Genomic DNA, 23,561 nt, shown 5'->3' with positions numbered 1-23,561 from the left:
CACCTCCTTTTATAACGCTATTTTAACACCTTCCCCGTCTTGTGGTAAAAAATATACAAGTCAAGCTCTCCTTGAGACATTCCAAGCCTTTGGCATATTTCCTCAAGCCTTCTTTCTGCCTCAAGGTATATGCGTCTTGTAATGGTTTTATAGTCTGGTAGGAGAGCCTTTTCTTTAAGATATCTAAAAATGTGTCTGTCCACTATTGCCACATCTTCAAAGCCTATGTTCCTCAGAAAGTGAGAAGCCTCCTTTATGCCAAACCCTTCCACCTTGTATTTGGAACAGGTATCGCTTAGCAGGTCTCTTATAACCTTCCCTTCCTTTGAGCCGGAAAGGAGCTCCCTAATCCTTTCAAACTTTTCCCTTGCCTTCACTATTCTTTCCGCCCTCTGACGGGCAAAACGATGTCCTACAGAAGATATGGTCTTTTCAAGCTCCTCAAGGCTCATACTTATAAAGCCTTCTATCCCTATGAGGCTCTGTAGTTTTATACCCATAAGAGCTGAGGAGTTGGCAGTAAGAAGACAAAAGCAGAGCTCAGAGAATATGTCCGCCTCATAAGAGTAGTTGGCAAAGGGTCTAAAGTCAAAGGTAGTTTTTCCAGTCCTTCCAAGCTCCTTGAATTCAGATAGCCTCTTGTCCACGTAAGGCTTTATTTTGCCCTTTAGCTCCTGCAATTCCTCAAACACCGCAGACCTCCTTTATAAGCTCTCTTGCCCCTTCCACTGTTTTGCTGTTTACCGCCCCCATAAGCCTGGCTATTTCTTCAATTTTTTCTTCCTCAGAAAGCTCTACTACCCTAATAAGAGGAATATCTCCCATGGCTTCCCTTTTGGTAGTAAAGTGCTTGTCTGATGCACTGGCTATGGCAGGCGAGTGGGTTATGACTATGAGCTGGGTTTTCTTTGAAAGCTCCTTGAGGAGCTTGGCAAGTTTTATGGAAGTTATACCGCTTATGCCAGTGTCCACCTCGTCCAACACGTAGGTCTGAGCAGGTGGAGAGAGCATGAAGAGAGCAAGAGAAAGCCTTGATATTTCACCACCAGATGCCACCTCAGATATGTCCCTTTCCTCCTTTCCATAAGAAGAGAACAAAAACCTCACCTGTTCCCTGCCATACCTTCCCTCCTTTCTCTCAAAGGAGACCCTAAAGCTCGCACCCTCAAGCCCCATACTTTTCAGGTATTCCATTACCTTTTTCTCAAACTCTTCCCTTGCCAAGAGCCTCTTCTTACTAAGCTCCTCATATAGTCTGTAAAGCTCATCCCTTTTTAAGTTTAATCCCCTTTCTAAGAGCTCCGTGTTTTCCTCTTCCTGAAGTTTGTCAAGCTCCTCTCTCAGCATTAGCATATACCCGTATATGTCCCTGTAGTCCTTTCTGTATTTCCTCTCAAGCCTTTGGACCTTGTATACCTTTTCGTTAAGTTGGTCAAGCTCCTCTTGGCTATAAGATATTACCTTTGACTTTAGCTCTCTTTCAAGGTCTACGAGGTAATCCTCAAGAAGCTGAAAAGATTGGGTTTTGTCCTGCAAAACTCCAATATTCAATAGTTCCCTCAGTGCCCTTTTCAATTCCCTCAGACCCTCCATAGACCTCTCAAGGTTAGATAGCCCCTGAAATACAATGTTGTTTACCCTCTCTGCTAAGTTTATCTCCTCAATCCTTTTTTTCACAAACTCATACTCCTCTGGCTTTAGCCCTACCTCTTCTATTTGTTTTATTTCTTCAGATATGAGCCTTTTTCTCACCTCTCTTTCAATTTTCCTTTGGTTTATGCTTTTTAGTTTCTCTTCAAGCTCCAAGACCTCCTCGTAAGCTCCTTCTACAGCTCTTCTTAGTTCCACACAACCCACAAAGCGGTCGTAGACTTCCCTCTGAAAGTCCACCCTTAAGATTTTCGTCCTGTCATTTTGACCCTGAAGAAGTATGTTAGAACTCAAAACTTCTTCCACCACCCTTCTTGTGCTACCCCTCCCGTTCAGATAATACTTACTCCTGCCTTTGACTATCTCCCTTCTTAAGACAACCTGCTCCTCCCCAAGGTCAAGCTCCGCTTCTACACAAGTTCCCTCTGGATATTCACCTTCTCTACCCATTAGAAAAAGCAAAGAAGAAACCGTAAGGGACTTTCCAGTCCCAGTCTCCCCAGTTATAACAGTGAGCCCTCTGTCAAAGTATAGCTCCTCACCTTTTATAAAGAAGAAGTTTTCAAGGCTTAACCTCACAAGCATAGCTATCTTTTAATTTAAGCCCAGATGTTTTTTGACGCTCTTTTCCAACATCTCAAGCATGTAGGCAAACTTCCTGTCTTGCTGTTTTTTCTCCTCTACCTTTTTTATGGAGTATAGAGCAGAGGTGTGGTCTGGTTTTCCAAAAAGTCTTGCTATTTCTGAATAGGACATATGCAGAAGAGTTCTGCAAAGATACATGGCGGTCTGCCTTGCCTTTAGAACCTTTCTTTCCTTTGTTTCCCTCTTTAGGTCTTCAGGTCTAAGGCTGAAGTATTTAGCCACATGTCTTACTAAGTCTTCTTCCTTGCAGGCTGTTTTTGTAGAGTCTTCTTCCCGTATGCCAGTAAACTTTAAGGTTTTTATAAAGCCCTCTATCTCCCTTACGCTGTAGCCGGTATTTTCCATAACGTAGTCTATATACCTTTTGTCTGTAGGAAGTCCAAAAAGTAGTAGCTTATGCCTTATTATAGATAGTTTTGTTTCTGCATCAAGCCCTATTTCTAAGATGAGACCGCTTGCAAACCTACTCAAAAGCCTCTCAGATACATCTCTTATATCCTTTGGATGCCTATCGCTTACAAACACTATCTGCTTTTCTTTAGATTGCAGGACTTCAAATACTCTAAATAGTTCTATCTGTGTTCTCTCCTTGCTAGAGAGAAACTGCACATCATCCAAAAGCAATATATCCACGTTGGAATAGGTCTTCCTAAAATCCTCTATTTTCCCGTTCTTGAGGCTTTTTATCATCTCCTCAGAAAACTCCAATGCCTGTCTATATATAGCCTTATAACCTAAGGATTTTGACCTATTACCTACCGCATGTAAAAGGTGAGTTTTGCCAAGACCCACACCGCCGTATATAAAGAGAGGGCTATATACACCCGGATTTTTAGAAACCTCAAGACACACCTTGTATGCGAGCTGGTTGGACTTTCCCACCACAAAGTTATCAAAGCTAAAAGAGGACAAAAGACCGTCCTTTGTGAGCTCCTCTTCCTGCCTTTTACCCTCTTCCTGAGATTTTACCAATATTTCCTTTCCGTAGTCATAGAGCCTTGCCCTTATGTATTCAAGCACCCACCTTTTCTGCTCAAGGGTAGGCGTGATTATAAGGACCCTGCTGGGTGTTTCCTCAATCTTGAACTGTCTAAAAAGCCCCACCGCAAACCTGTCTCTGTTTTCCACAAAAAGTAAAAAGTTCCTCATGGCTCATGCTTACCGCTTATGCACGCAGGGTTTTTTATTGCCCCTCAAACTGTATCTAAATCATAACTCCTAAGTTGGAGCACCCTCAAATCAGGAAATGCTTACAGGCTAAACCTCCGAAAGCAGTGAGCCTAAATCTTGGATAGTTTGATGCTATTTAAAAAGGCTTAAAAACTCCCTCTCACTTAGCCTTGGCACGCTTAATATCTGAAGGTTTTCCTCCAAGTGCTCCAACTTGCTCATACCCACAAGGGCAGTGCCAACACCGGGAGTGCTAAGGACAAACTGAAGGCTCGCATGCACGTCCTTTTCAACCTTGAGCCTTTGCTTTAGCTCCTCTGGAACTCTTCCTATAACCCTGCCTTGATATATGCTGGCACTTATGTAAGTGTATACACCAAGCCTTTCGCAGGCTTCAAGGGTGGAGAGCCTCTGACCCTTTACCTCTTGGTTTTTCAAAGTGTAGGCTTCTGGCATTCCGAGGTTATAAGGTAGTTGAATAAACCTAAAGTGGTGCTCTTGACCTGCCACTTCTTCCGCGAAGCTTAGGAGCTCAGAAAGGTTTAGATACTGCATGCTTGCAGGAGAAACCCTAAAGCTTCCCCATGTGGCAAGCCCATAATACCTTACTCTACCCCTCTTTACCTCAGACTCAAGATACTCAAAACACTCCCTTATCTTTGTATTAAAGGTCTTTCTGTCAAAGAAGTTAAGCTGTTCCTCTGGGTTGTGGAGAAAATAAATATCCACGTAGTCTGTGTTCATGTTTTCAAGGCTTTTGTTAAGACACCACTCAATGAACTTGGCAGACAGGTAATGCCCCTGAGGTGTCATTTCCTCCAACTTTATTATTCCTGTGTTTACAAAGTTCTCGTAAAAGTAGTCCTTTGGGTCAATCCCTGAGTCCACATCGTAAGGCACATAGCCACCCTTTGTGGACACAATTACCTTATCTCTTGGAACTTCTCTTAGCACTTCTCCTATGTCCCTTTCGCTTTTCATGTATCTGTAGACTATGGCGGTATCCACCACATTTATACCACTCTGAAGGGCAGTCTTTATAACCTCTTTGTATCCCTGAGAGGTCCTCTGGTCAAGCTCTCCAAGATACGTGCCTACACCAAGCTCAGAAAGTTCAAGGTTCAAGAAGTTTTTCATAAAAAACCTCCTACATTAAACATTTCCCAATCGGAAAGCATATCAAAAACTCAAAAAGTCAAAGCCACCCACCTGCCTTTGGAGCAGACCCTTTTCCACAAGTAGGTTTTCTTCCTCTCTTATTAGACCCTCTGGCATAAGCCTTTTGGGACAGGCATAAGAGCAGTTCATACAGTGGGTGCAAAGCTCTGGCTTTAGGTTTTGCAAAGTTTTCAAAGTAGCTTCGTAGTCCATATTTCTTGGGTCATGAAGGTATTTGTATAACCTTGTGAGGCTCAGAGGACCACCAAAAAGCTCACTTTCTGATAGCACAGGACATACACTATCACATACACCGCAGAGTATACAATCCCAACTCCTTGAGGTTTTACGGTTCACCTCTTCGTGCAAACTTATACCTTCTTTGCCAACCCTTAGCCATATCTTAGCAACTTTTAGTTTCTTTTCCATACTCTCATTTTCGACTACCAAGTCTTTTATTACGGAGAAACGGTCAATGGGTTCAACAAGTATGTCCTCTCCAGAAACCCATGTGGAGCATGCAAGGACTGGCTTTCCATTGAGCTTTACCGCGCAGGTGCCACATATACCCGCCCTACACATACTCCTAAAAGCGAGGGTAGGGTCAAGTTCCTCTTTAACTTTATACAAAAGCTCAAGGAGGGTTATCTTCTGAGAAACCTCAACTTCAAACTCCTCAACACCTTTAGGATGCCTCTTTATTCTGACTTTCACCTCTAATACCTCTTTATCTCAATCTGATACTTTTTTATCCTATAGTCAAGCTGACGCAGGGTATATCCCAAAAGCCTTGCCGCTCTGGATTTCACATAACCTGTCTTTTCAAGAGCTTTTATTATCTCATCCCTTTCCGTGCTTTGTATAACCTGTGGCATATTTCTGGGACCTGTGTCATAAAGCCTTGCAAAAAAGTAGGGTGGTAAGTCCACTTCTCTTATCAAACCATCTCTGAGTATCACGAGCCGTTCTATAGTGTTTTCCAGCTCCCTTACGTTACCAGGCCAAGGATAATCCATAAAAACTTCAATGACCCTTGGGTCAAGCCTGACCCTTTTGCCATATCTTTGATTGAAAACCTCCAGAAAGTGGTCTACCAGTATGGGTATATCCTCCTTTCTTTCTCTTAGAGGCGGAATATGAATTGGAAGTACGTTTAGCCTGTAGTATAGGTCTTCCCTAAACTGTCCTTGAGAGACAAGCTCAGAGAGGTTCTTATTTGTAGCGGAGATAATACGCACGTCCACCCTTATGGTTTTTTCACTGCCAAGCCTTTCTATTTCCTTGTCTTGTATTACTCTGAGTATCTTGGGCTGAATAGAAAGAGGCATGTCCCCTATCTCATCAAGGAAAACGGTTCCACCGCTTGCAAGCTCAAACTTTCCCTTCTTTGAAGTGTATGCACCAGTAAATGAACCCTTTTCGTATCCAAAAAGCTCCGCTTCAAGCAGTGTCTCAGGTATGGCACTGCAGTTTATGGTTATAAAGGGCTTTTCCTTACGCTTACTCATAAAGTGTATAGCCTTAGCTACAAGGCTTTTACCCGTCCCACTCTCGCCGGTTATAAGCACGTTCACGTCGGTCTGTGCAATCCTTTCTATAAGGTCAAGAAGGTTCCTCACCACTGGGCTTTTGCCAACTATACCCTCTACACTGTATCTTTCGCTTAAAGCCTTTGTAAGAAGTCTCTTTTCCTCCTCCCACTCTTGTCTTTCCTGGCTTATCCTCTCGTCCAGTTTGTAGAGCATGCCTATCATAGTCCCCATTATGAGCAAAAGCTCCACACCCCTTTCTACGCTCTCCTCTCCAAAGTCCTTAAAGACCGCAAGCACGCCGATTATCTCACCACCCACCCTAACAGGCACTGCCACAAAACTCTCACCGGGCTCAAGCCTCTCCCTGAGACCAGTTTTGTTTAGGTAGGCGTTTATCTTTGTATCTGACAAAAAGACAGGCACGCCGTCTTTGTAGACCTTTCCCACTATACCCTCACCCTTTCTAAAGATACCCCTTTCCGCCTCCTCCTCTGTTAACCCAAAGGCTTTGACTATCTTTAGAGCCTTTATCTCAGGACTGTAGAGTGCCACATAGCTGTGTCTTACATCCCAGTAGGAGTAGAGAACCTTTAGAACCTCCTCAAGACTTTTTGTAAACTCAAAACCCTTACTGAGTATCTTGGCAACTTCATTGACTATGGTAAGCTCCCTGAAGTCCAAACCCTTTTCCATCAATGCTCTTCTTTTACCCTGTAATAAAAGATAAGCACGCCAACCACTATGGCAATAGCTATACCAAAGAGAAGGGTTTCAAGAGGCTCTTTCCACTTTACCACGTTTTTTGTAAAGGTTATGGCAAGTATGAGGATTATTACGCTTGCCAGCTTAGCCTTGAGCTGGTCTATGCTTTCAATCTTTAACCAATCTGGAACGTTTAACTTTCCTACAAAGAGCTCATAAAGACCTACCGCAAAGATGTAGAGTATCACCGAAAGTAAGTGTATGTCCATAACCGCTATAAACTTAGTGGAAAGTATGGCGGTATCCAAATACTCTGGGTCTGTAAAGACCTTGTAGAGGGTTTCAAAGGAAAGATAAACACCATAAAAGCCAAGAAAAACCGCACTTATAAAAAGGCTCAAGGCTGGAAGCACCGCAATTGCCTTGCCTCTCTCCACAAAAGCCTTCACGAACCTGTCCATCATTCCACCTCTGAGTTTATTTTTATTATCACACCCCTCGTTCCAACCTGTGCGTTAGCAAAGCCAATGAGGTCTCCCTTTTGAGCCTCCGCCCCTTCAGAAGCACTCAATCTGGCAGTTATTATAACCAGTCCTTCCATGATTCTATCGTGGCTTAGCTTGTGCTTGCCTGTTATCTTGAACTTGTAGGGTAGCTTTGGGTTTTTCACCCTCAAGACTGCCAAAGGCATGGGATTTTCAAGGTCTCTAACAGATATTATAAGAAAGGTGTTTCCCTTTGGAACTTTGTCCTTGAGAGCCTCATCAAGAACAACCTCACCCTCTATAAACTGATTTCTATACTTTTCAAGAGGCACTTCCTTTGGCAAAGGTTGACAGGCAAGGAGCAAAGACACAAAAAGAACGAGGAATTGTAACATAAAACTTTATTATAAAGTAAGAAGGCGGGCTTTCGCCCGCAGAAGGTTTATAGAGACCTACGCAGAAGGTCTTCCCAAGCAGGGTTCATAGGTATGGTTCCAAGTTCTTTTACCGTTGACTGCTTTCCATCCTTTACGTAAACCTGCCATAGCCTTATTACCTTGTTTTGAAGGTCTGCGGTCACCGTATAGAGGTTTTCCTTTTCAGCCAAATATTTAGCTATAACTGGGTCTTCTTGTACTGCCCTTTCTACCATCTTTGGAACCCATATTCTAAGGTGGAAAAAGATAGCACCCTTGTAGTCCGCATCCGCAAGCCTGCGAAGGGTAGCTTTTGTAAGGTTGTAGTTTACTTCAGGAGTTGCTTGACCTCCATAGATTAGGGCTACCACCTGTCCCATAGGTCTTCGTTAAGGATGCAATCTGTAGAGTTCTCTTACAAGGTCTTGAAACTCCTCAGGCTTTATGACCCTGCAGAAGGGCATACCAATACACAGAATCCTTTTTGCGTTCCTAAGCACAAAGCCCACGTCATGAGACACCACTATCACTGTTCTATCCTTTGCTACCTCCTTTAGGATATGCTCTATATGTTCTTGAGCGTGTATGTCAAGACCAGTCATGGGCTCATCAAGGACCAAAAGGTCTGGGTTTGTGGTAAGAGCAAGAGCGAGCAAAACCTTTTGCTGTTCTCCACCAGAGAGCTTCACGAAGGGTCTATTTAGCAGGTTTTCAAGGTGTAAAAAGGCTATAACCCAACCTACCCTTTCTTTGGGTGCGACCGCTCTTAGAAGCTCCCCCACATTACCTGCAAAGGATTTTTCTACAGAAAACCTTTGAGGCACGTAGCCTATCCTACCCCACTGATTGAAGTTATCTAAGCTCTCACCAAAGAGCCTTACCTCTCCCCCTTGAGGCTTTGTAAAGCCAAGTAAAATTCTTAAGAGCGTGCTCTTTCCTGCACCGTTTGGTCCAAGAACTCCAAAAAACTCCCCCTTTTCCACATAAAAGCTCAAGTTTTCAATAAGAGGCTCATCCTCCCTGTAGCTAAAGTGCAGGTTTTTGACCTCTACTACTTTCTCTGGCACTCAAGCCCCTCTGAAAGCCTCTCTAGGTTTCTTCTCATAATAGAAAAGTAGTCGTCATTTCTCTCTTCCGGAAAGAGAGATGAGTTAAAGGGTAAGACCCTTGCACCCACCTCTTGTGCTATTCTTTTTGCAAGCTTCTCGTCGTGCCCCAACTCTGCAAAAACAACACCCACCTTAGCTTTCCTCGCTCTCTCTACCATACGCCTTATCTCTGAGGGCTTTGGTTCTTCTTCTGCATGCACGCCCCTTAAACCCACCGTTTCAAGTCCATAGTCCCTTCCCAAGTATGCGGTAGAGAGGTGGGTAATCACCAAGGTTCTTGTCTTACACGTGGAAAGCACTTCCCTGTATTCCTTATCCAAAGCCCTTAGCCTTTCCATATACTCACTTGCTCTCCTCTTGTATTGTTCAGAACCAGCTGGGTCTAATTGAGACAAAACCTTTTGTATGTTTTCCACCACTCCCATGTATGCCTTGGGAGAGAGCCAAAGGTGTGGGTCGTAGCCCTTTCCTGACCTTATAAGCGTTAAACCCTGTGCGAGTGGGTAAGCTCTGCCCTTTCCCACTGTATTGGCTACTCTCCTTTCCCACCTCTCTAAACCTAAATACAGAAAAGCCCTTGCCCTCTGGAGCCTTCTGATGTCATCGGGCTTTAGCTCGTAGTGATGAGGGTCTGCCTGAGACCTTATAAGCACATCCACCTCAAACCTGTCGCCCGCCAAATACTTCAAGGGATAGTATATAGGATAGGAGGAAGCCATCAAAAGGTCCTTAGCATAGCCTAAGGTGGAGATAAGAAACACTGTTAGGATAATCACCAACATACCTTTAATTTTAACAAAAAAGAGCTTATATTATATCCCCAATGCCTATAAAAGACTATTACCAGACCTTAGGTGTATCAAGAAACGCCAGCAAAGAGGAGATAAAGAGAGCCTACAGGAGGCTCGCCAAAGAGTGGCATCCTGACGTAAACCCCGACCCACAGGCAAGTGAACGTTTTAGAGAAATAAACGAAGCCTACCATATACTTTCTGACGAGCAAAAAAGAGAGGAATACGACCGTATACTTCAGAGCGGAGATGAGAAGAAATACAGGGACTTCATGGAATACATTCAAGACTTCCTTGAAAGCATATGGCAGGGTATGAGAAGAGCACCAAAACCCAAAAGGGGACAGGACATAAGGTTAAAGTTAGAGCTAAGTCTTGAAGAATCCGCCCTCGGATGCGAAAGGGAAATAGAATACGACCGTTGGGTAGATTGTCCCGATTGTGAAGGCAAGGGATATAGGGGTCAGATGGAAAAGGTGAGCTGTAATGCCTGCGAAGGAACTGGTAGAAGGGTTAGTGGCATATTTAACTTCCCAAGACCTTGCTCTGTTTGTAAAGGAAGGGGCTACATAATAAAGAACCTATGTCCCACCTGTGGTGGAAGGGGTAGGGTTGCAAAAAGAAGCAAGGTAAGGGTAAGCATTCCACCCGGGACGGACGAGGGTGAGGTTTTGAAGGTTTCAGGCTTCGGTCATACAGGAGAAAGGGGTGGAGAGCCGGGAGACCTGTATTTGAGAATAAGCATAAAGCCACATGAAGTTTTTAAGAAAATAGGCAAAGACCTCTATATGGAAAAGTTCATATCCTTTCCTATGGCGGTGCTCGGCGGAACTACAAAGATAGGGTGGCTTGATGGGAGAGAAATAGAAGTATTTATCCAGCCGGGAACAGAGTGCGGGTCAACCAAGACTTTACCGGGCTACGGATTTCCAACGAGCAATGCGGCGGGAAACCTGATAATAACCTTTCGCATAGAAGTTCCCAAAGATGTGAACGGTGCATTAAGGGGGCTTCTTGAAAAGCTTGCCAAAGAGCTAAAGGATGATGGAGTAGAGGTAAGAAGTGGACTTGTTGAGAAAATAAGAAACCTTCTACCCCTTTGAGAGTTTCTTTATTCCTAAGTAATCTCCTATGCCAAGCCTGTACCATAGGAGCTTTAGGAGCTCAAGGAATACAAGGGCAGTAATCTGGGCATCATCCATAGCTCTGTGGATGCGTTTGTATTCTATCCCAAAGTAGTCCGCGAGGTCCTTCAGAGAATACTTCCTAAGGTCCGGAAGTATGTTTTTGGCAAGGTTGAGAGTGCATATGTGAGGGTGTCTAAACCTTTTGCCATATAGCTGTTTGTAATACTTGTCTACAAAGGCGATATCCTTCTCCACCCTATGGGCGACTATAACACTATCACCTACAAACTTGAGAAACTTTGGAAGAACTTCCTCCATTTTTGGCTTTCCCACAAGCATGGCGTTGGTTATGCCTGTGAGGTCTGTTATTCTCTGAGGCAAGGGGTATCCCGGATATACAAGGCTTGAAAACCTTTCTGTTATAACTCCACCCTCAACTCTAACACAGGCAATTTCAATTATCTCAGACTTTGAAGGGTCAAACCCTGTAGCTTCCACATCTATACTCACGAAGGTGCTTTCAAGCAAGATTTCTCTCATTATGGAATTTCCTCAACCTTTGGCTCTTTCCTTATATGTTTAGGGTCTACAATACCCTCAAGCTCGTTCCATTGCTCCTGAGACTCTGTTTGATTTTCACCTCCACATACGCCCTCGGTTCCCTCCACAAAAAGCATAGGCTTTGGACAGTCCACTAACACTACACCATGTGGTATGGGAAAATCATTGTTAGGATACATATAGCCAGCAACAGACATAAAGTCTATCCATATGGGAAGTGCAACCCTTGAGCCTGCCATTCCTCTGCCCATGCTCCTCCTTATGTCAAAGCCTACCCATACGCCAGCCACTATGTCAGGTGAAAAGCCTACAAACCATGCGTCCATGTAATCGTTTGTAGTTCCAGTTTTGCCCGCCACTACCCTTTGCAAAGAGCTTGCGGACACCGCAGTCCCCTCAAGCACTACAGCTCTTAGCATGTCCACGAGAACTCTTGTCTCCTGTGGAGGAAGAACTTGCTCACACCTTGGAGAGTTTTCTTCAATAACAGAGCCATCGGGTGCTACTATCTTTCTTATAAAGTATGGCTCACATCTTACCCCAAGGTTTGCGAAGGTTTGAAAGGCGGATGTTAGCTGTAGAGGAGTAACCTCTATACTGCCAAGAGCCATAGAATAGTAGGGTTTTAGGTCAATACCAAGAAGTCTTCCCAATTCTATAGGCAGGTCAAAGCCTATGTCCGCAAGAAGGTTTACCGTAGCAGTGTTCACACTTTTTGCCAAGGCGGTTCTTAGAGTAATCTGCCCATACTCCGCACCATCATAGTTATCAGGAGTCCAATTCCTGCCTGTAGATGGATCATAAAAACTCCTTGGAGTAGCATCTATTAAACTGGCTTGCGTATAACCCTTCATGAGAGCTGCAAGGTATATTACAGGCTTTATAGCGGACCCAGGCTGACGCTTTGCGTAAACAGCTCTGTTGTAGGGGCTTCTTAAGTAGGAATATCCACCCACCATAGCCCTTATGGCACCCGTTTTCACATCAAGACTTACAAGAGCACCCTGTAGGTCTGGAAGCACTTCCGCTTTTATCTCCCTGCTCCTTCTGTCCTGATAGAGTCTTACAAGCACAAAGTCTCCCTTCTCAACAGGCAGGCTCCTTCTTTCAAGCTCAAATTGGTATTCCCTCAGCTCCAACTTAAGTTTTTGTCCCTTTACAGAAAGCACCTTACCTATGTATACCTTACCGGGTTTTAGTTCAACCTTTTGTTCCTCATACTTCTTTGCAGTTTCATACGGGTCCTCTGGTAAAAAGGGTATTTGGTTTGCCCTGGCAACTCTCATAATACCTCGCTTCAACACGTCCTTTGCATGCTCCTGAAGGTCCCTATCCACGGTGGTGTATACCTTGTATCCTCCGGCTAAGATAACCTCACCATACTTGTCCGCAAGATAGTCCTTTACATAATCAAGGAAATAATCCATCCCGTAATATCTGTTCTCTAACTTAACTTTTATAGGCTTTTCTATAAGCCTTCTGTATTCCTCTTCAGTGATATATCCATCTTCATACATGCGACGAAGCACGTAATCTCTTCTCTCTCTTACCCTGTCTGGATTTCTAAAGGGATTATAGCGTGTAGGTGCCTTTGGAAGACCTGCCAAGATTGCAGCTTCATCAATAGTGAGCTCCTTTACAGATTTCCCAAAGTATATCCTTGAGGCCGCTTCCACGCCGTAGGCTCCTTGACCAAGGTATATGTAATTTAGATACATCTCTAATATCTGGTCTTTTGTAAAACGTCTTTCAATCCTAAGTGCCAAAAGAGCTTCTCTTATTTTTCTCTTTAGGCTTCTGTCTGGTGTTAGAAAGAGGTTTCTTGCCACCTGTTGGGTTATAGTGGATGCACCTTGACGAATTTCTTTATGCTTTATGTTAGTAAGGGTAGCTCTAAGTATGGCTACAGGGTCGACCCCAGGGTGCTTGTAGAAGTTCTTATCCTCTGCGGATATGAAAGCATGCCTAACATGAGGTGGTATATCCTTGAGACTTACATAGTATCTTCTTTGCACCGCCACATCACCAAAGGGTCTATCCTTTGCGTCATAGACCACTGTAGCCACCGGAGGCTTCCAGTCCCTTAAGGCTTCCACTGGAGGAAGATTGGCAGACAAGATTAGTATAAAGGCTAAGGACATTAAGAGGAACACACCCAAGAAACCCAAAAAGATAAAAAGGACTTTACGCACATTAATATATTAACTCTATTTGTGGCTTCTGTTAACTACCAGAATGGTATAATTTTAATCATACCAATTTCCAAGAAAGGAGGAAGCCTATGAACCTTTATGAATATGAAGCCTACGACAAACTTTTTAAAAAATACGGAGTCCCTACTCCAAAGTATATGTTCGGAGACCACCTGAGCGATGATATTGTAAACTTCATGAGCCAGCTGGGTGAGTGCGTAATAAAGTCTCAAGTGCTCGTAGGCAAAAGGGGTAAGGCTGGAGCGGTAAAACTTTGCAAAAACCCTGAAGAAGCGGTAGAAACCTTTAACGCCCTTCTTAACTACCCAGTTTACGGTGAGATGCCCGTGGGTCTGCTTGTGAGCGAAAAGGCTAACATACTAAAGGAGCTCTATGCCTCTATTACCTATTCTACAGAGGTTAGGGCACCGGTGCTTACCCTCAGCCTTGAGGGAGGTATGGACATAGAGGAGGTCCCACCAGAAAAGGTTAAAAGCTGGGTCATTGACCCAATGAAGGGGCTATATCCCCATATGGTTAGAAACTATCTCCTTGAGCTTGGCTTTCCTCAGGAATACATGGGAGTTTTGAGAGAGCTTTCTGAAGTTATAGCCAACATGTGGAGAGCCTTCTGGGAAGCGGAGGCAAGGCTTTTGGAGATAAACCCCCTTGCCATATGCAATGTGGGTGGCAAACAGAGAGTCCTCGCCCTTGATGCGGTAGTAACCATTGACGACGATGCCAGCGTCCCACCCGCTAAGATATACGGAGTGAGAACCGCTATGAAGAGACCACCCACAGAAAGGGAGATAGAAGCCTCTCTCATAGACAGAGATGACCACAGAGGAAAGGCTGGCTCCTATGTGGAAGTGGACGGGGATATTGCCATGATGACCTTTGGAGGTGGAGGTTCAACAGTTACCATAGAAACCACCTATGCCATGGGTCTAAAGCCTGCCAACTTTACCGACATAGGAGGAAACCCTCCTGCGGAGAAGATGTATAAGATAACAAGGATAATACTCTCCAAGCCCGGTATAAGGGGAGTATTGGTCTGTGGTGGAACCGCCAACAATACAAGGATAGATGTAACTCTGGGTGAAGGCGTGGCAAACGCCATAAGAGACCTCTACAAAGAGGGAAAACTCAATCCAGACTGGATATGGGTGGTGCGTAGAAACGGACCAGAAGCGGAAAAGGGTCTCAGGATGCTCTACGAAGCCATGAAGGAGTGTAGAGTAAAAGCGGAAATATATGACTCATCTCTGCCACTTACTGAAGCACCTATAAGGCTGAAGGAACTTCTTGATAGGTGTGAATCTCTGCAGAGGGAGTCTAAGGAGGATAGACACTTAACAGAAGAGCAGGCTCAGGATATGGGAATATAAAAGAGATTGGTGGAGCGGAGGGGACTTGAACCCCCGACCTCCTACACGCCAAGCAGGCGCTCTCCCAACTGAGCTACCGCCCCTACAGGCTAAATATTTTAATGCAGGTTTCCTTTTTTGTCAAAGGACTTTTTCTGAACTTCGAACCTAAGCCTCAAGGCTGTCCTTCTCTTTTCCCTTTCTTCCATAAAAACCTTAAAGACTTGTTTTTTCAAAGTTCTGTACAGGTCAACCATTGCCATACCTTGCCCCCTTGTGGATAGAGTTATCTATAATTTATTCCTCCCCGCCTGGTATTTCCACACCCTTGAAGACATAACCACAGAAGGGACACTTTTTAGCTCTCCAGTGAACCTCACTGTAGCAGTCGGGACATCTTTTTTTCCCTTTTAGATATAGAAATAGGTTGAAATGGAAAAAGACCTTAGGAAGAAGGTATAGGGAAAATATTAGAAGGATAGTCAGCCAAGCCTTTATGGGAGTTATGGGGTCAAAAACCTTAAGCCACAAAAGGGTAGTGCTTATGGAGGAAACCCAAAAGGCTATACGCCTATCTAGAAACACCTGAGCAAGAAGCTGAATTAATGCCATCCAGAGGAAAAACTGAAAAAGAGTATTCCTAAAGAGAGGCTCAAGCACTTTCAGGTCTTCCATTTCTTGTATACCCTCTAAAAATTAATGAAAGAAAAAAGCCAAGGATAAAGCCAATAAAACATAAAAGGAAATGGTATGCATCCTTAAAAGTATAGCAGGCAAAAAGGACGAGAGCAAACATAAAGAGCTTAAGAGGAAGACTAAGCATATAAACGGGCATTAGTCTAAGGCTTGCAAGTCTGTAGGTGAATTCCACAAAGGCAAAGCCCAAAAAAAGTCCAGCAAAAGTCATTATTATCTTCTCCACAATATAATTTTAAACCCATGACTAAAATAATTGTTCTTCAGGAAGGAGCAGACTTAGATGCCCTCTCCTCTGCCTACGGTGTTATGCTTCTCTACAAGGATGCTTTCCTTCTCAAACCCTCTTACCTTTCCAAGAGAGCCAGCGAGGTGCTTAGCCACTTCAAAGAAAGGTTTAGAGTTTTGGAAGACCTGCCCGGGAGCTTTGAGCTTGTGCTTGTAGACAGCCATAACTATGAGGAATACCTGCGAAGGTTCGGTGAAAAAATAGGCAAGATATACATATTTGACCACCATCCCTCTGCACCCAAAGGCTTTGAGGGAAAAGTGGATGCGGTGGGAAGTTGCACAACCCTTATTGTAGAGGAGCTTATGGAAAAGGGAAAGGACATAGACAGCGAGTCCGCCACCATATTGGCTCTTGGTATATACGAAGACACGGGCATGCTTACTTACGAGGGAACTACGCACAGAGATGCAAGGGCGATAGAGTGGCTCTTGCAAAAAGGCTTAAACCTTAAACTTCTTAGAAACTTTCTAAGTGGTGGCATAAGCAAGGAACATATAGACCTTCTTTCAAAGCATTTAATTAGCCTTGAGAACCTGTTTGTGGAAGGCAAAAGGGTAAGCCTTGTGGTTCTAAGAATGGAAGAATACGAGCCAGAGATTCTGAGCCTTGTATACGAGCTTAGGGATATAAGGGAGTCTTGTGCCTTTTTCGTTATAGTTGAGGCAGGTAGCAAAACTTACCTTTTTGGACGCTCTCTGAAGGGTGAGTTTGATGTGTCTGAGGTGCTCAAAAGGCTGGGTGGTGGTGGGCATGAATTTGCAAGTGCGGGGAAGTTTGAAGGAGTTTCTGGAGAAAGGCTCAAGGCTGTATTGGAGGCTCTACTGAGGGGGGAGAGAGTTCCACTAAGGGTGAGAGATATAATGAGCTATCCACCCTTTGTTCTTCATGAGGATATGGATATAAGCCTTGCACTTCTTGAGCTAACTCAAAGGAACTTTGCGGGTGCGCCGGTGGTAAATGACGAGGGCAGGCTTGTGGGAGTTGTATACAAGAAGAGCCTTCTTAGAGCTCAAAAGCACGGCTTGAGTGGAAAGGTTAGAGACTTTATGGTGGAAGAGTTTCATACACTCCTTTCAGAAAACTTTGTATGGGATGCGGAGAATATCCTTTCAAAACACGGAGAAAAGCTCATACCAGTCCTTTCGGAAGGAAGGGTGGTGGGTGTAATAACAAGATTTGACCTGCTTCATGCCTACAGAAAACATATAGAGCAAACAAAAGCCTACGAGAGAAGGCTCTCCGTGCCAGAAGAATTAAAGCCTATGTTAGAGAAAATAGGAAATATGGCACAGGAGCTTGACTATAAAGTTTATCTTGTGGGAGGTGTGGTAAGGGACTTGCTTATGAAAAAAAGCATATGGGACCTTGACCTTGTGGTGGAGGGCGATGCGGTAAGGTTGGCACAAAGGCTGGCAAAAGAGTGGAATGTGGATTGTCACACTTTTCCTGAGTTTGGAACCGCACACATGAAAGTAGAAGGTTACAAGTTAGAGTTTGCCACCACAAGAAGGGAAACCTACCCTCATCCTGGGTCTTACCCAGTGGTGGAATGGGCTACCCTAAGGGAAGACCTGCTTCGTAGAGACTTTACCATAAACGCCATGGCTCTCTCTATAAACCCAGAAGACTTCGGCACGCTAATAGACTATTTTGGAGGACTTAGAGACCTCAAGGACAGGATAATAAGAGTTTTGCATCCTATGAGCTTTGTAGAAGACCCAGTGAGAATCCTCAGAGCTTTGAGATTTGCAGGTAGGTTTGACTTTAAACTATCCAAGGGCACAGAAAAGCTCCTTAAGAGTGCGGTGGAGATGGGTCTAATAAAAAAAGCTCCGAAGGGAAGGATACTAAACGAGCTCAGACTCGCTCTCAGAGAAGAAAAACTCTTGGAGGTTCTCAGGCTTTACAAAAGGTATAGGGTTCTTGAGCAGGTAATAGAAGGCTTTGAGTTCAAGCCAGAAATAGAAACGAGCTTAGAAAGGCTAAGGGAGATAATAAGCTGGCATAAAATAGAGTTTCCTCAAGAGAAAATAGATTATGGCTGGGTATATTTTCTACTGCTTATAAAGAACCTCAAAGAGGAAACAGGAGAGCCTATCCTAAGAGACATTAGCGCACCCTCTTGGGTAAGAGAAAGCTACAAGCTATTAAAGGATAGCCTACACAAGGTCATACAGACCCTAAAAACCGCAGAGAAAAACTCAGAAGTCTACCTAACCCTTAAGGGCAAGCCCACAGCCTTTCTTCTAATTCTTATGGTCTATCAAAGAGACAAGGTAAAGCTGTATCTGGAAAAACTTCGCCATGTAAAGGTAGATGTTGAAAGGTTTAAAGGGCTTGAAGGTAAAGAGCTTGGACAGGCTATAGAAGGAGAAAAGCTAAGGCTGATGGATAGCCTACTCCTCTGACAGATAGCTAAAGATGGCTTCTATGATGGAGAGGAGTATGGATATGATGTTTGCTGCAAGGGCACCAATAGCAAGGCTGACCGCCTCTGGGATATTTCCCAAGAAGTATATAAAGGCCGCAGGTATGAGGTGAAGGTCTGCCACAAGGCTCGCTGCGGTCATCTCAGTTGCCAATATCTTACCCTCGCCGAGCTTCAGTATGGTGGCAGTTAGGTTTGCTATAACTGTTATTACCAGCTCGTAGGGATTAGGATTAAATATAAAGCTAATGTTCGTAGTAAGAGCCATAAGCAGGAAAAAGTCTGTCATTATCTTTTTAAACCTCATATTAAAACCTCCTTGTAGAAATCCATAGCCTTTTTTATGTTTGAAGGCTTACCAAGCAATAAAAGCGTGTCCCCTTCTTCTATCTGCGTGTCTCCTGACACTGTAAGCTCCAGGCTTCCATCAAACCTCCTTATACCCACAACAGTAACGCCGTATACTCTCCTTAGGTCTATCTCTTTAAGTCTCTTACCCACAAGAGAGCTACCACTTTGGACAAGTAATTCCACTATCTCAAGATCCGCCTCCTCACCATAAGCTATCCTATCAAAGAGGTCAGAAACATAGCCTCCCGCCTCGTGTAGCATATATGAGAATATCCTGTTGGCTATTAGCTTGTCTGGAACTATAACCTTGTTGGCACCAAGCTCTTCCAACTTCTGGGCTGTGCCGTCAGTGGGTGCGGTAGAATATATAAATAGCTTATTCTTATCAGGCACAAGAAGTCTTGCAGTGGCAATAACCGCTATGTTTTTTGCCTCATCCTCCATATTGGCAATAAGATACTTTGCCCTATGTATTCCTGCAGAGTTAAGGGCGGTCTTTTTAAAAGGCTCCTCTGTTATGAAATACCTTATGTTGTGTAGCTGTAAATACTTTAGGGCTTCCTCCCTTGCATCTATTACCACAAAATCAATTTTCCTTTTACGCAGAGCCTCCGCAAGCCATGCAGAGGTTTTATTGTATCCACACACTATGGCGTGGTCTTTTAACTTTTCAATATCTGTGAGCATCTTTATGTATTTTATTAGGTTTAGCACATCGCCTACAAGAAAAAGTCTGACAATTACCGTTACCGATGTAGTAAATACGCCTATACCCATTAGGGCAAGAAAGGTGGTGAATATTCTGCCTGCTGGAGTGTCTGTCCCTTTGGCTATTTCTCCAAAGCCTATGGTTCCTATGGTTATAACAGTCATATATATGGAGTCTATAAAGTTGCCATCAGAGAGTAGCATATATCCCAACGTGCCTATACTTAGGGAAAAATGTATTAGGAGAAGAGGTATTCTCAGCTCCTTGAGGGATTCTATTAGCCTACTTTGATATATTTCTATCAACTGCTTTTCCCTTTTCTTTTTCAGCTTGAGCCTTCTCCTTATACCCTTTAGTCTTGACAGCTTTGGCATGTGTATTTATATTTTATAGAGTTCCCTTAGGGGGCGAATGGGTTCGACGAGGACTGTAGGACAGGGTTGCAGGCAGGGTGGCAACCTAAAGAGCCACTAAAAACACTTCCCGAAAGGGAACTCGCTCTCGCTGCCTAACTAAAGGCAGTGGCTCTGCAACCGCTGTGCCTCTGGGTGGTTGACAGGGCTTAGAGACAGGGGTGTAGGTGCGAGCTGGTGCAGGGCTGGCTCACACCGAAAAACTTCCCTGCTCGCCTCTTGGGAGTTTGCCAGTGGACGCCTAAGAGGTCAGAAGTAAAACGCTGGCTAAGCCTGTAGAGGCTCTGGGTTCTGAAGGTTCTCGGACGCGGGTTCGATTCCCGCCGCCTCCACCAAACTAAAATTCTTCAAGCTCTCCCTCTTCAAAGCTAACGCTTTCTATAGCAGGAATAAGTTTGTCAAAAACCTGATAAAAGTCGTCGCTTAGCATTTTCACATACTTTCCATAAACACTCTGAAAGGCTTTTGATACTATGGCTTCCTTTTGGAGTGCGTTTCTTAGTCCAAGCTCTTCGTATCTTTTGTTTAGAACCTCTTTTGCATTGAGGAGAACCTTAGCTCTTTCTTCCCTTTCCTTTTCCGCTTCACTCAAAGGCTTTTCCAGAAAGGCATCCACCTTCTTGAGAACTTTTTCAAAGGCGTAGCCGGGGAATTTCTTGTCTCCGTATTTGTCTACTACAAAGCCTACAGTAATTAGATAAGCATCCTCTATGAACTTTTCCAAACGGTATTCGGGAAGGTTTGCGTCCCTTTGGAGATAGGACATAAATATCTCATAAGCCTGATGGGCTTTGTCCTTTAAGGAAGGGACTTTCTCTATGTTTAAGGCTATTATGTAGTCTTTTGCAGAAGGTGGCAGTATTATGGCTGGGAACTCCTTCATGCCAAGCTGTCTACCAGCCTCAACCCTATGTTGTCCGTTTATAACCTCATAATAGCCATCCTCTGTAGGAACTACTGATATAGGCTCTACAAAACCCACCTTTTCCATAGACTCCATCAGCCTCTTTATATGCATATCCGAAAGCTCACGCTGAATAGAGGGTATAACTATCCTTTCAGCAGGTATAATAGCAAACTCAAGCTCAAGTCCTTTTATAGGCTCTATAAACCTCATGCCTTAACTTGCCTTTGCACCCTCTTTTATATCTCTATCTGGAACAATCACAGATAGGTTTTCTCCGTCAGAAAGTGCCAGCACCATACCTTGAGACTCCACGCCGAATATTTTTCTTGGCTTTAGGTTTGCCAGCATTAGCACCTTTTTACCCACCAACTCCTCTGGGCTATAGTGCTTTGCTATACCAGCCATAAGGGTTCTTTCCTCTTCTCCAAGAGAAACCCTCAACTTTAAAAGTTTTTCTGAACCCTCTACCCTTTCTGCAGAAAGCACCTTCGCAAGCCTTATGTCTAATTTGAGAAAGTCCTCTATGCCTATAAGCTCCATAGGAATATATATTTTAACTCACTTCCTTATCACCAGGGAGATGTCTGAAAAACTCTACCAGTTCATACAAGATAGTTCTTAGAGGAAACACGTAGGAACTTTTAACTCCATCATTGGCTTGACGATTTATAGTCAAGTAAACATTCCTTTCCTTTGAGTATAGGCTTAGTTTGCTATAAGCCACTTGAAAGGCTTCACTCTCATACATGGAAAGGGCTATAAGGGTGAAGAGGAAAAGATTGTGCTGTTGAGAGTAAACCTCATCAGAAGACCATCCTATCTTCTCTGTATAAAAGACCTGCAGGGCAGGATGATGTATGTCTTCAAATTCCTTTGAAGGTCTTGCAGGTTTTATGGCTATGGCTGCTGCGTCTTCTTCAAGCCTAATACCCAAGCTCTTTGCAAGTTCATTAAACTGTTGGGTGTATATAACAAGACAGTCATTGTCCGCCTTTTGAGAAACATATGCGGTCTTTAGTTCCTTGTATCTCACGAAAAGGGCTTTTCTTTCAAAATCACTGTAGCTACACATATCCTCATAGAGGACCTTTGCATATCCGTCCTTTAACGCACTAATAAAACAGAACCTGTTCCTTTTGTCTTCCATCCTCTGCCTTATGTATTCCCTCAATCTATCCACATCTTCTCCAAAATAATCACACATCACAAAGAACTTATCCTCAAGCCCGATGCTTGCGGTATTACCTTTTGTTTCAATAGTGTAAACCTCATACATGTAGTGTCTACTTGCAGAAACTAAGGACATTTCACCTTTCTCATAGAAGAAGCGTGGCGATGGCTTTTCAAGTATAACGTAGACTACAACTTCTTCTGGAAGTTTAAAGCCATCAAAGTTAAAGTGTAGTATCTTGGAGTCCTTATAGAGGCTTATAAGCATATTTTTAATCACCGCATCGCTTTTAATCGTGGAAAGAAAACGTTTTGTTGCAGTCTGGAAGGGCAAGCCATAGTAATCATACAGAGAACTTATACTATCCCAAAAGTCATACCTCTGGTCCCTTTCAAGGTCTGTATTCAAAAGCAAAAGTGCTCCTGAGACATTTTCCTTTTGCTCCAAACTAAGTCTCAAAAATCCGTTCAATCTTGCGGTAAAATACATAAGGGCATGGAGAAGTTTCAAAGATTCCTCGTGTTTTAGCTCTCTTGAGTTGTTTTCCAAACCCTTTAAAATCTCAAAATACTCCTTTCCTCCAAAAAGTTTGTGTATAGGTCTCACATCCTTCACACTAATCTTCACATCTCCAGCATATCTAAATTTAGCCAATCTGTTCTTTAAGGCTTCTATCTGCCTGTTGTCTATTCCATCCTCGTAAAGTATAAAAAGCTCCAAGTTCCTTGCTGGCACTTGGTAATAACCGTAGCTTACGGAAGTTTTCTTGCCTGTATCCCTTTTCTTAAGGAAAGCACCCACAAGTTTTTTATTTTTTATTCCTCCACTTAGCACCTTTTTAATAAACCTTAGCCACTCCTTGCGAAGCTTGGTGAGATTCTCCTCTTTAAAAGCTTGGTCTAAAAGCTCCTCCAAGTCCTTCAGGCTCTTACCTGTGCTCTCCAAGTGTCCTTTTAAGTCTTCAAAGTCTTTGGCTTTTTGTAGCTCCTGCCAGAGATTTTGCTTGGTATCTGGTCTCCTGCTATACATACTAACGCTTGAAACGAGTATAACGTTCTCAAAACGGTCAAAGTTTACAGGGAAAAGGTAGTAAGCTAAAGTAGAGAAGGGAAAGCGATAGTGTGAACCATACACTCCAAGCTTAATGTCCTCTAAGATTTCCTTGACCCTTTCAAGATACTCTCTTACCCATTGGTCTTCTGCTACCTCAAGCAGGTCTTCTAAAAGTTCCTGCCTTAGGTCATACTTTAGCTCCTCAGAAAGCTCTTCGTCTTCGTGCCCTCTTATCCTCAAAAAGATAATACCCGCATAGTGTTGAATATCAGAGGGGTTTCCCAAGTCCAGCTCTGCAACATTAAACCTTTCATTTTCATCCTTCCTATAAAAACCTACCTTTTGCTCTGACTTCATAACCTTAAATAGGCTTACCCATCTATTGACCGCCTGCCTACTATATATGGCATTTCCAGAGACCATGTAGTTTAGATTTTCTAAAAACTTCTTGAGTTCTGCATCCACACTCTGCTTATCTATAAACTTCTTTGCTATCTTTGCCATATTGTCTAAGTATTGTGAGTTTCTATTGTGGAAAAGTCCAGCACAAACAAAGTTTCTGCTAAAAGGCTCACCCTTAGAAAAGGCATCCATCCTATCATCCCACTGTCTTGCAGGCAACTCCTTTTCCATAGA

24 protein-coding genes, 1 tRNA gene and 1 other RNA gene are annotated in these 23,561 nt (G+C 43.6%); 4 read left to right on the top strand and 22 right to left on the bottom strand.

The window, feature by feature from the left end; all coding sequences use genetic code 11:
• Positions 1 to 17 precede the first annotated feature (17 nt).
• The 11 genes from IAE16_RS08455 to IAE16_RS08405 form a co-directional block, all read right to left on the bottom strand.
• Positions 18 to 692, bottom strand: a complete 675-nt coding sequence (locus tag IAE16_RS08455) for an N-glycosylase/DNA lyase (RefSeq protein ID WP_323700386.1) — start codon at positions 690 to 692, stop codon at positions 18 to 20.
• Positions 685 to 2,235: an AAA family ATPase gene (locus IAE16_RS08450; protein WP_323700385.1), complete on the bottom strand. Its 1,551-nt coding sequence runs from the start codon at positions 2,233 to 2,235 to the stop codon at positions 685 to 687. The genes IAE16_RS08455 and IAE16_RS08450 overlap by 8 nt, the downstream gene beginning before the upstream one ends.
• A gap of 9 nt (positions 2,236 to 2,244) precedes the next feature.
• Positions 2,245 to 3,444 (bottom strand): DnaA ATPase domain-containing protein, encoded by a 1,200-nt coding sequence (locus IAE16_RS08445; RefSeq protein ID WP_323700384.1) that lies wholly within the window; start codon positions 3,442 to 3,444, stop codon positions 2,245 to 2,247.
• Between the two features lie 153 nt (positions 3,445 to 3,597).
• Positions 3,598 to 4,602 carry an aldo/keto reductase gene (locus IAE16_RS08440; RefSeq protein ID WP_323700383.1) on the bottom strand — a complete coding sequence of 335 codons (1,005 nt, stop codon included), beginning with the start codon at positions 4,600 to 4,602 and terminating at the stop codon, positions 3,598 to 3,600.
• A gap of 42 nt (positions 4,603 to 4,644) precedes the next feature.
• Complete coding sequence (locus IAE16_RS08435) at positions 4,645 to 5,337, bottom strand: succinate dehydrogenase/fumarate reductase iron-sulfur subunit (RefSeq protein ID WP_323700382.1); 693 nt, start codon at positions 5,335 to 5,337, stop codon at positions 4,645 to 4,647.
• 2 nt (positions 5,338 to 5,339) lie between these two features.
• Entirely contained in the window at positions 5,340 to 6,848 is a 1,509-nt protein-coding gene (locus IAE16_RS08430) for a sigma-54 interaction domain-containing protein (RefSeq protein WP_323700380.1), read from the bottom strand.
• A complete protein-coding gene (locus IAE16_RS08425; protein WP_323700379.1) occupies positions 6,848 to 7,318 on the bottom strand; it encodes a YqhA family protein in 471 nt (156 codons plus the stop codon). Before IAE16_RS08425 ends, IAE16_RS08430 begins: the two co-directional genes overlap by 1 nt.
• Complete coding sequence (locus IAE16_RS08420) at positions 7,318 to 7,737, bottom strand: c-type cytochrome biogenesis protein CcmI/CycH (protein WP_323700378.1); 420 nt, start codon at positions 7,735 to 7,737, stop codon at positions 7,318 to 7,320. The genes IAE16_RS08425 and IAE16_RS08420 overlap by 1 nt, the downstream gene beginning before the upstream one ends.
• 47 nt (positions 7,738 to 7,784) lie before the next feature.
• Positions 7,785 to 8,138: a hypothetical protein gene (locus tag IAE16_RS08415; RefSeq protein WP_323700377.1), complete on the bottom strand. Its 354-nt coding sequence runs from the start codon at positions 8,136 to 8,138 to the stop codon at positions 7,785 to 7,787.
• Between the two features lie 9 nt (positions 8,139 to 8,147).
• Entirely contained in the window at positions 8,148 to 8,825 is a 678-nt protein-coding gene (locus IAE16_RS08410) for a metal ABC transporter ATP-binding protein (protein ID WP_323700376.1), read from the bottom strand.
• Entirely contained in the window at positions 8,810 to 9,649 is an 840-nt protein-coding gene (locus IAE16_RS08405; RefSeq protein WP_323700375.1) for a metal ABC transporter substrate-binding protein, read from the bottom strand. The genes IAE16_RS08410 and IAE16_RS08405 overlap by 16 nt, the downstream gene beginning before the upstream one ends.
• 41 nt (positions 9,650 to 9,690) lie before the next feature.
• On the opposite strand from IAE16_RS08405, the gene IAE16_RS08400 reads away from it, so the two are divergent.
• Positions 9,691 to 10,761 (top strand): J domain-containing protein, encoded by a 1,071-nt coding sequence (locus IAE16_RS08400; RefSeq protein WP_323700373.1) that lies wholly within the window; start codon positions 9,691 to 9,693, stop codon positions 10,759 to 10,761.
• On the opposite strand, the gene IAE16_RS08395 is transcribed toward IAE16_RS08400, so the two are convergent.
• Complete coding sequence (locus tag IAE16_RS08395; RefSeq protein ID WP_323700372.1) at positions 10,750 to 11,325, bottom strand: 3'-5' exonuclease; 576 nt, start codon at positions 11,323 to 11,325, stop codon at positions 10,750 to 10,752. The two genes, IAE16_RS08400 and IAE16_RS08395, sit on opposite strands and share 12 nt — an antisense overlap.
• Entirely contained in the window at positions 11,325 to 13,487 is a 2,163-nt protein-coding gene (locus IAE16_RS08390) for a penicillin-binding protein 1A (protein ID WP_323700371.1), read from the bottom strand. Before IAE16_RS08390 ends, IAE16_RS08395 begins: the two co-directional genes overlap by 1 nt.
• 140 nt (positions 13,488 to 13,627) lie before the next feature.
• Here IAE16_RS08390 and IAE16_RS08385 point away from each other — a divergent pair, with 140 nt between their 5' ends.
• Positions 13,628 to 14,926 carry an ATP-grasp domain-containing protein gene (locus IAE16_RS08385; RefSeq protein WP_323700370.1) on the top strand — a complete coding sequence of 433 codons (1,299 nt, stop codon included), beginning with the start codon at positions 13,628 to 13,630 and terminating at the stop codon, positions 14,924 to 14,926.
• A 7-nt stretch (positions 14,927 to 14,933) separates the two neighbouring features.
• Here the strand turns inward: IAE16_RS08385 and IAE16_RS08380 are convergent.
• The 4 genes from IAE16_RS08380 to IAE16_RS08365 all read right to left on the bottom strand — a co-directional run bounded on the left by IAE16_RS08380 (position 14,934) and on the right by IAE16_RS08365 (position 15,827).
• Positions 14,934 to 15,009 (bottom strand) — tRNA-Ala (locus tag IAE16_RS08380).
• Between the two features lie 15 nt (positions 15,010 to 15,024).
• Positions 15,025 to 15,168, bottom strand: a complete 144-nt coding sequence (locus IAE16_RS08375) for a hypothetical protein (protein ID WP_323700369.1) — start codon at positions 15,166 to 15,168, stop codon at positions 15,025 to 15,027.
• A gap of 34 nt (positions 15,169 to 15,202) precedes the next feature.
• Entirely contained in the window at positions 15,203 to 15,580 is a 378-nt protein-coding gene (locus IAE16_RS08370; RefSeq protein ID WP_323700368.1) for a hypothetical protein, read from the bottom strand.
• The gene (locus tag IAE16_RS08365; RefSeq protein ID WP_323700367.1) at positions 15,558 to 15,827 is read right to left on the bottom strand and encodes a hypothetical protein; all 270 of its coding nucleotides are present in this window, start codon (positions 15,825 to 15,827) and stop codon (positions 15,558 to 15,560) included. The genes IAE16_RS08370 and IAE16_RS08365 overlap by 23 nt, the downstream gene beginning before the upstream one ends.
• A gap of 17 nt (positions 15,828 to 15,844) precedes the next feature.
• Here IAE16_RS08365 and IAE16_RS08360 point away from each other — a divergent pair, with 17 nt between their 5' ends.
• A complete protein-coding gene (locus IAE16_RS08360) occupies positions 15,845 to 18,301 on the top strand; it encodes a CBS domain-containing protein (RefSeq protein WP_323700365.1) in 2,457 nt (818 codons plus the stop codon).
• On the opposite strand, the gene IAE16_RS08355 is transcribed toward IAE16_RS08360, so the two are convergent.
• Positions 18,290 to 18,628, bottom strand: coding sequence for a DUF6394 family protein (locus IAE16_RS08355; protein ID WP_323700364.1), 339 nt, complete (start codon positions 18,626 to 18,628; stop codon positions 18,290 to 18,292). The two genes, IAE16_RS08360 and IAE16_RS08355, sit on opposite strands and share 12 nt — an antisense overlap.
• Positions 18,625 to 19,755, bottom strand: a complete 1,131-nt coding sequence (locus IAE16_RS08350; RefSeq protein ID WP_323700361.1) for a potassium channel family protein — start codon at positions 19,753 to 19,755, stop codon at positions 18,625 to 18,627. Before IAE16_RS08350 ends, IAE16_RS08355 begins: the two co-directional genes overlap by 4 nt.
• Positions 19,756 to 19,784: 29 nt before the next feature.
• Here IAE16_RS08350 and ssrA point away from each other — a divergent pair.
• Positions 19,785 to 20,129, top strand: a transfer-messenger RNA (tmRNA) gene (gene ssrA / locus IAE16_RS08345).
• 2 nt (positions 20,130 to 20,131) lie between these two features.
• Here ssrA and IAE16_RS08340 read toward each other — a convergent pair.
• Genes IAE16_RS08340 through IAE16_RS08330 form a run of 3 tightly spaced genes read right to left on the bottom strand, consistent with a single transcriptional unit; the run spans position 20,132 to position 23,558 of the window.
• Positions 20,132 to 20,911: a ParB/RepB/Spo0J family partition protein gene (locus tag IAE16_RS08340; RefSeq protein WP_323700360.1), complete on the bottom strand. Its 780-nt coding sequence runs from the start codon at positions 20,909 to 20,911 to the stop codon at positions 20,132 to 20,134.
• Positions 20,912 to 20,914: 3 nt separating this feature from the next.
• Positions 20,915 to 21,241 carry a methionine--tRNA ligase subunit beta gene (metG, locus tag IAE16_RS08335; protein WP_323700359.1) on the bottom strand — a complete coding sequence of 109 codons (327 nt, stop codon included), beginning with the start codon at positions 21,239 to 21,241 and terminating at the stop codon, positions 20,915 to 20,917.
• 13 nt (positions 21,242 to 21,254) lie between these two features.
• A complete protein-coding gene (locus IAE16_RS08330) occupies positions 21,255 to 23,558 on the bottom strand; it encodes a hypothetical protein (RefSeq protein ID WP_323700358.1) in 2,304 nt (767 codons plus the stop codon).
• Between the last annotated feature and the right edge of the window lie 3 nt (positions 23,559 to 23,561).

The organism is Hydrogenobacter sp. T-2 (assembly GCF_033971325.1).
Classification (GTDB): domain Bacteria; phylum Aquificota; class Aquificia; order Aquificales; family Aquificaceae; genus Pampinifervens; species Pampinifervens diazotrophicum.
This window is presented reverse-complemented; position numbering and strand designations above follow the sequence as displayed.

Bases quoted from the DNA above. Each gene is read 5' to 3' on its own strand.
- IAE16_RS08450 (WP_323700385.1), bottom strand. From the start codon at position 2,235: ATGCTTGTGAGGTTAAGCCTTGAAAACTTCTTCTTTATAAAAGGTGAG.
- IAE16_RS08445 (WP_323700384.1), bottom strand. From the start codon at position 3,444: ATGAGGAACTTTTTACTTTTTGTGGAAAACAGAGACAGGTTTGCGGTG.
- IAE16_RS08440 (WP_323700383.1), bottom strand. From the start codon at position 4,602: ATGAAAAACTTCTTGAACCTTGAACTTTCTGAGCTTGGTGTAGGCACG.
- IAE16_RS08430 (WP_323700380.1), bottom strand. From the start codon at position 6,848: ATGGAAAAGGGTTTGGACTTCAGGGAGCTTACCATAGTCAATGAAGTT.
- IAE16_RS08425 (WP_323700379.1), bottom strand. From the start codon at position 7,318: ATGGACAGGTTCGTGAAGGCTTTTGTGGAGAGAGGCAAGGCAATTGCG.
- IAE16_RS08420 (WP_323700378.1), bottom strand. From the start codon at position 7,737: ATGTTACAATTCCTCGTTCTTTTTGTGTCTTTGCTCCTTGCCTGTCAA.
- IAE16_RS08415 (WP_323700377.1), bottom strand. From the start codon at position 8,138: ATGGGACAGGTGGTAGCCCTAATCTATGGAGGTCAAGCAACTCCTGAA.
- IAE16_RS08405 (WP_323700375.1), bottom strand. From the start codon at position 9,649: ATGTTGGTGATTATCCTAACAGTGTTTCTTATCTCCACCTTAGGCTAT.
- IAE16_RS08400 (WP_323700373.1), top strand. From the start codon at position 9,691: ATGCCTATAAAAGACTATTACCAGACCTTAGGTGTATCAAGAAACGCC.
- IAE16_RS08395 (WP_323700372.1), bottom strand. From the start codon at position 11,325: ATGAGAGAAATCTTGCTTGAAAGCACCTTCGTGAGTATAGATGTGGAA.
- IAE16_RS08390 (WP_323700371.1), bottom strand. From the start codon at position 13,487: ATGTCCTTAGCCTTTATACTAATCTTGTCTGCCAATCTTCCTCCAGTG.
- IAE16_RS08385 (WP_323700370.1), top strand. From the start codon at position 13,628: ATGAACCTTTATGAATATGAAGCCTACGACAAACTTTTTAAAAAATAC.
- IAE16_RS08375 (WP_323700369.1), bottom strand. From the start codon at position 15,168: ATGGCAATGGTTGACCTGTACAGAACTTTGAAAAAACAAGTCTTTAAG.
- IAE16_RS08370 (WP_323700368.1), bottom strand. From the start codon at position 15,580: ATGGAAGACCTGAAAGTGCTTGAGCCTCTCTTTAGGAATACTCTTTTT.
- IAE16_RS08360 (WP_323700365.1), top strand. From the start codon at position 15,845: ATGACTAAAATAATTGTTCTTCAGGAAGGAGCAGACTTAGATGCCCTC.
- IAE16_RS08355 (WP_323700364.1), bottom strand. From the start codon at position 18,628: ATGAGGTTTAAAAAGATAATGACAGACTTTTTCCTGCTTATGGCTCTT.
- IAE16_RS08350 (WP_323700361.1), bottom strand. From the start codon at position 19,755: ATGCCAAAGCTGTCAAGACTAAAGGGTATAAGGAGAAGGCTCAAGCTG.
- IAE16_RS08340 (WP_323700360.1), bottom strand. From the start codon at position 20,911: ATGAGGTTTATAGAGCCTATAAAAGGACTTGAGCTTGAGTTTGCTATT.
- metG (WP_323700359.1), bottom strand. From the start codon at position 21,241: ATGGAGCTTATAGGCATAGAGGACTTTCTCAAATTAGACATAAGGCTT.
- IAE16_RS08330 (WP_323700358.1), bottom strand. From the start codon at position 23,558: ATGGAAAAGGAGTTGCCTGCAAGACAGTGGGATGATAGGATGGATGCC.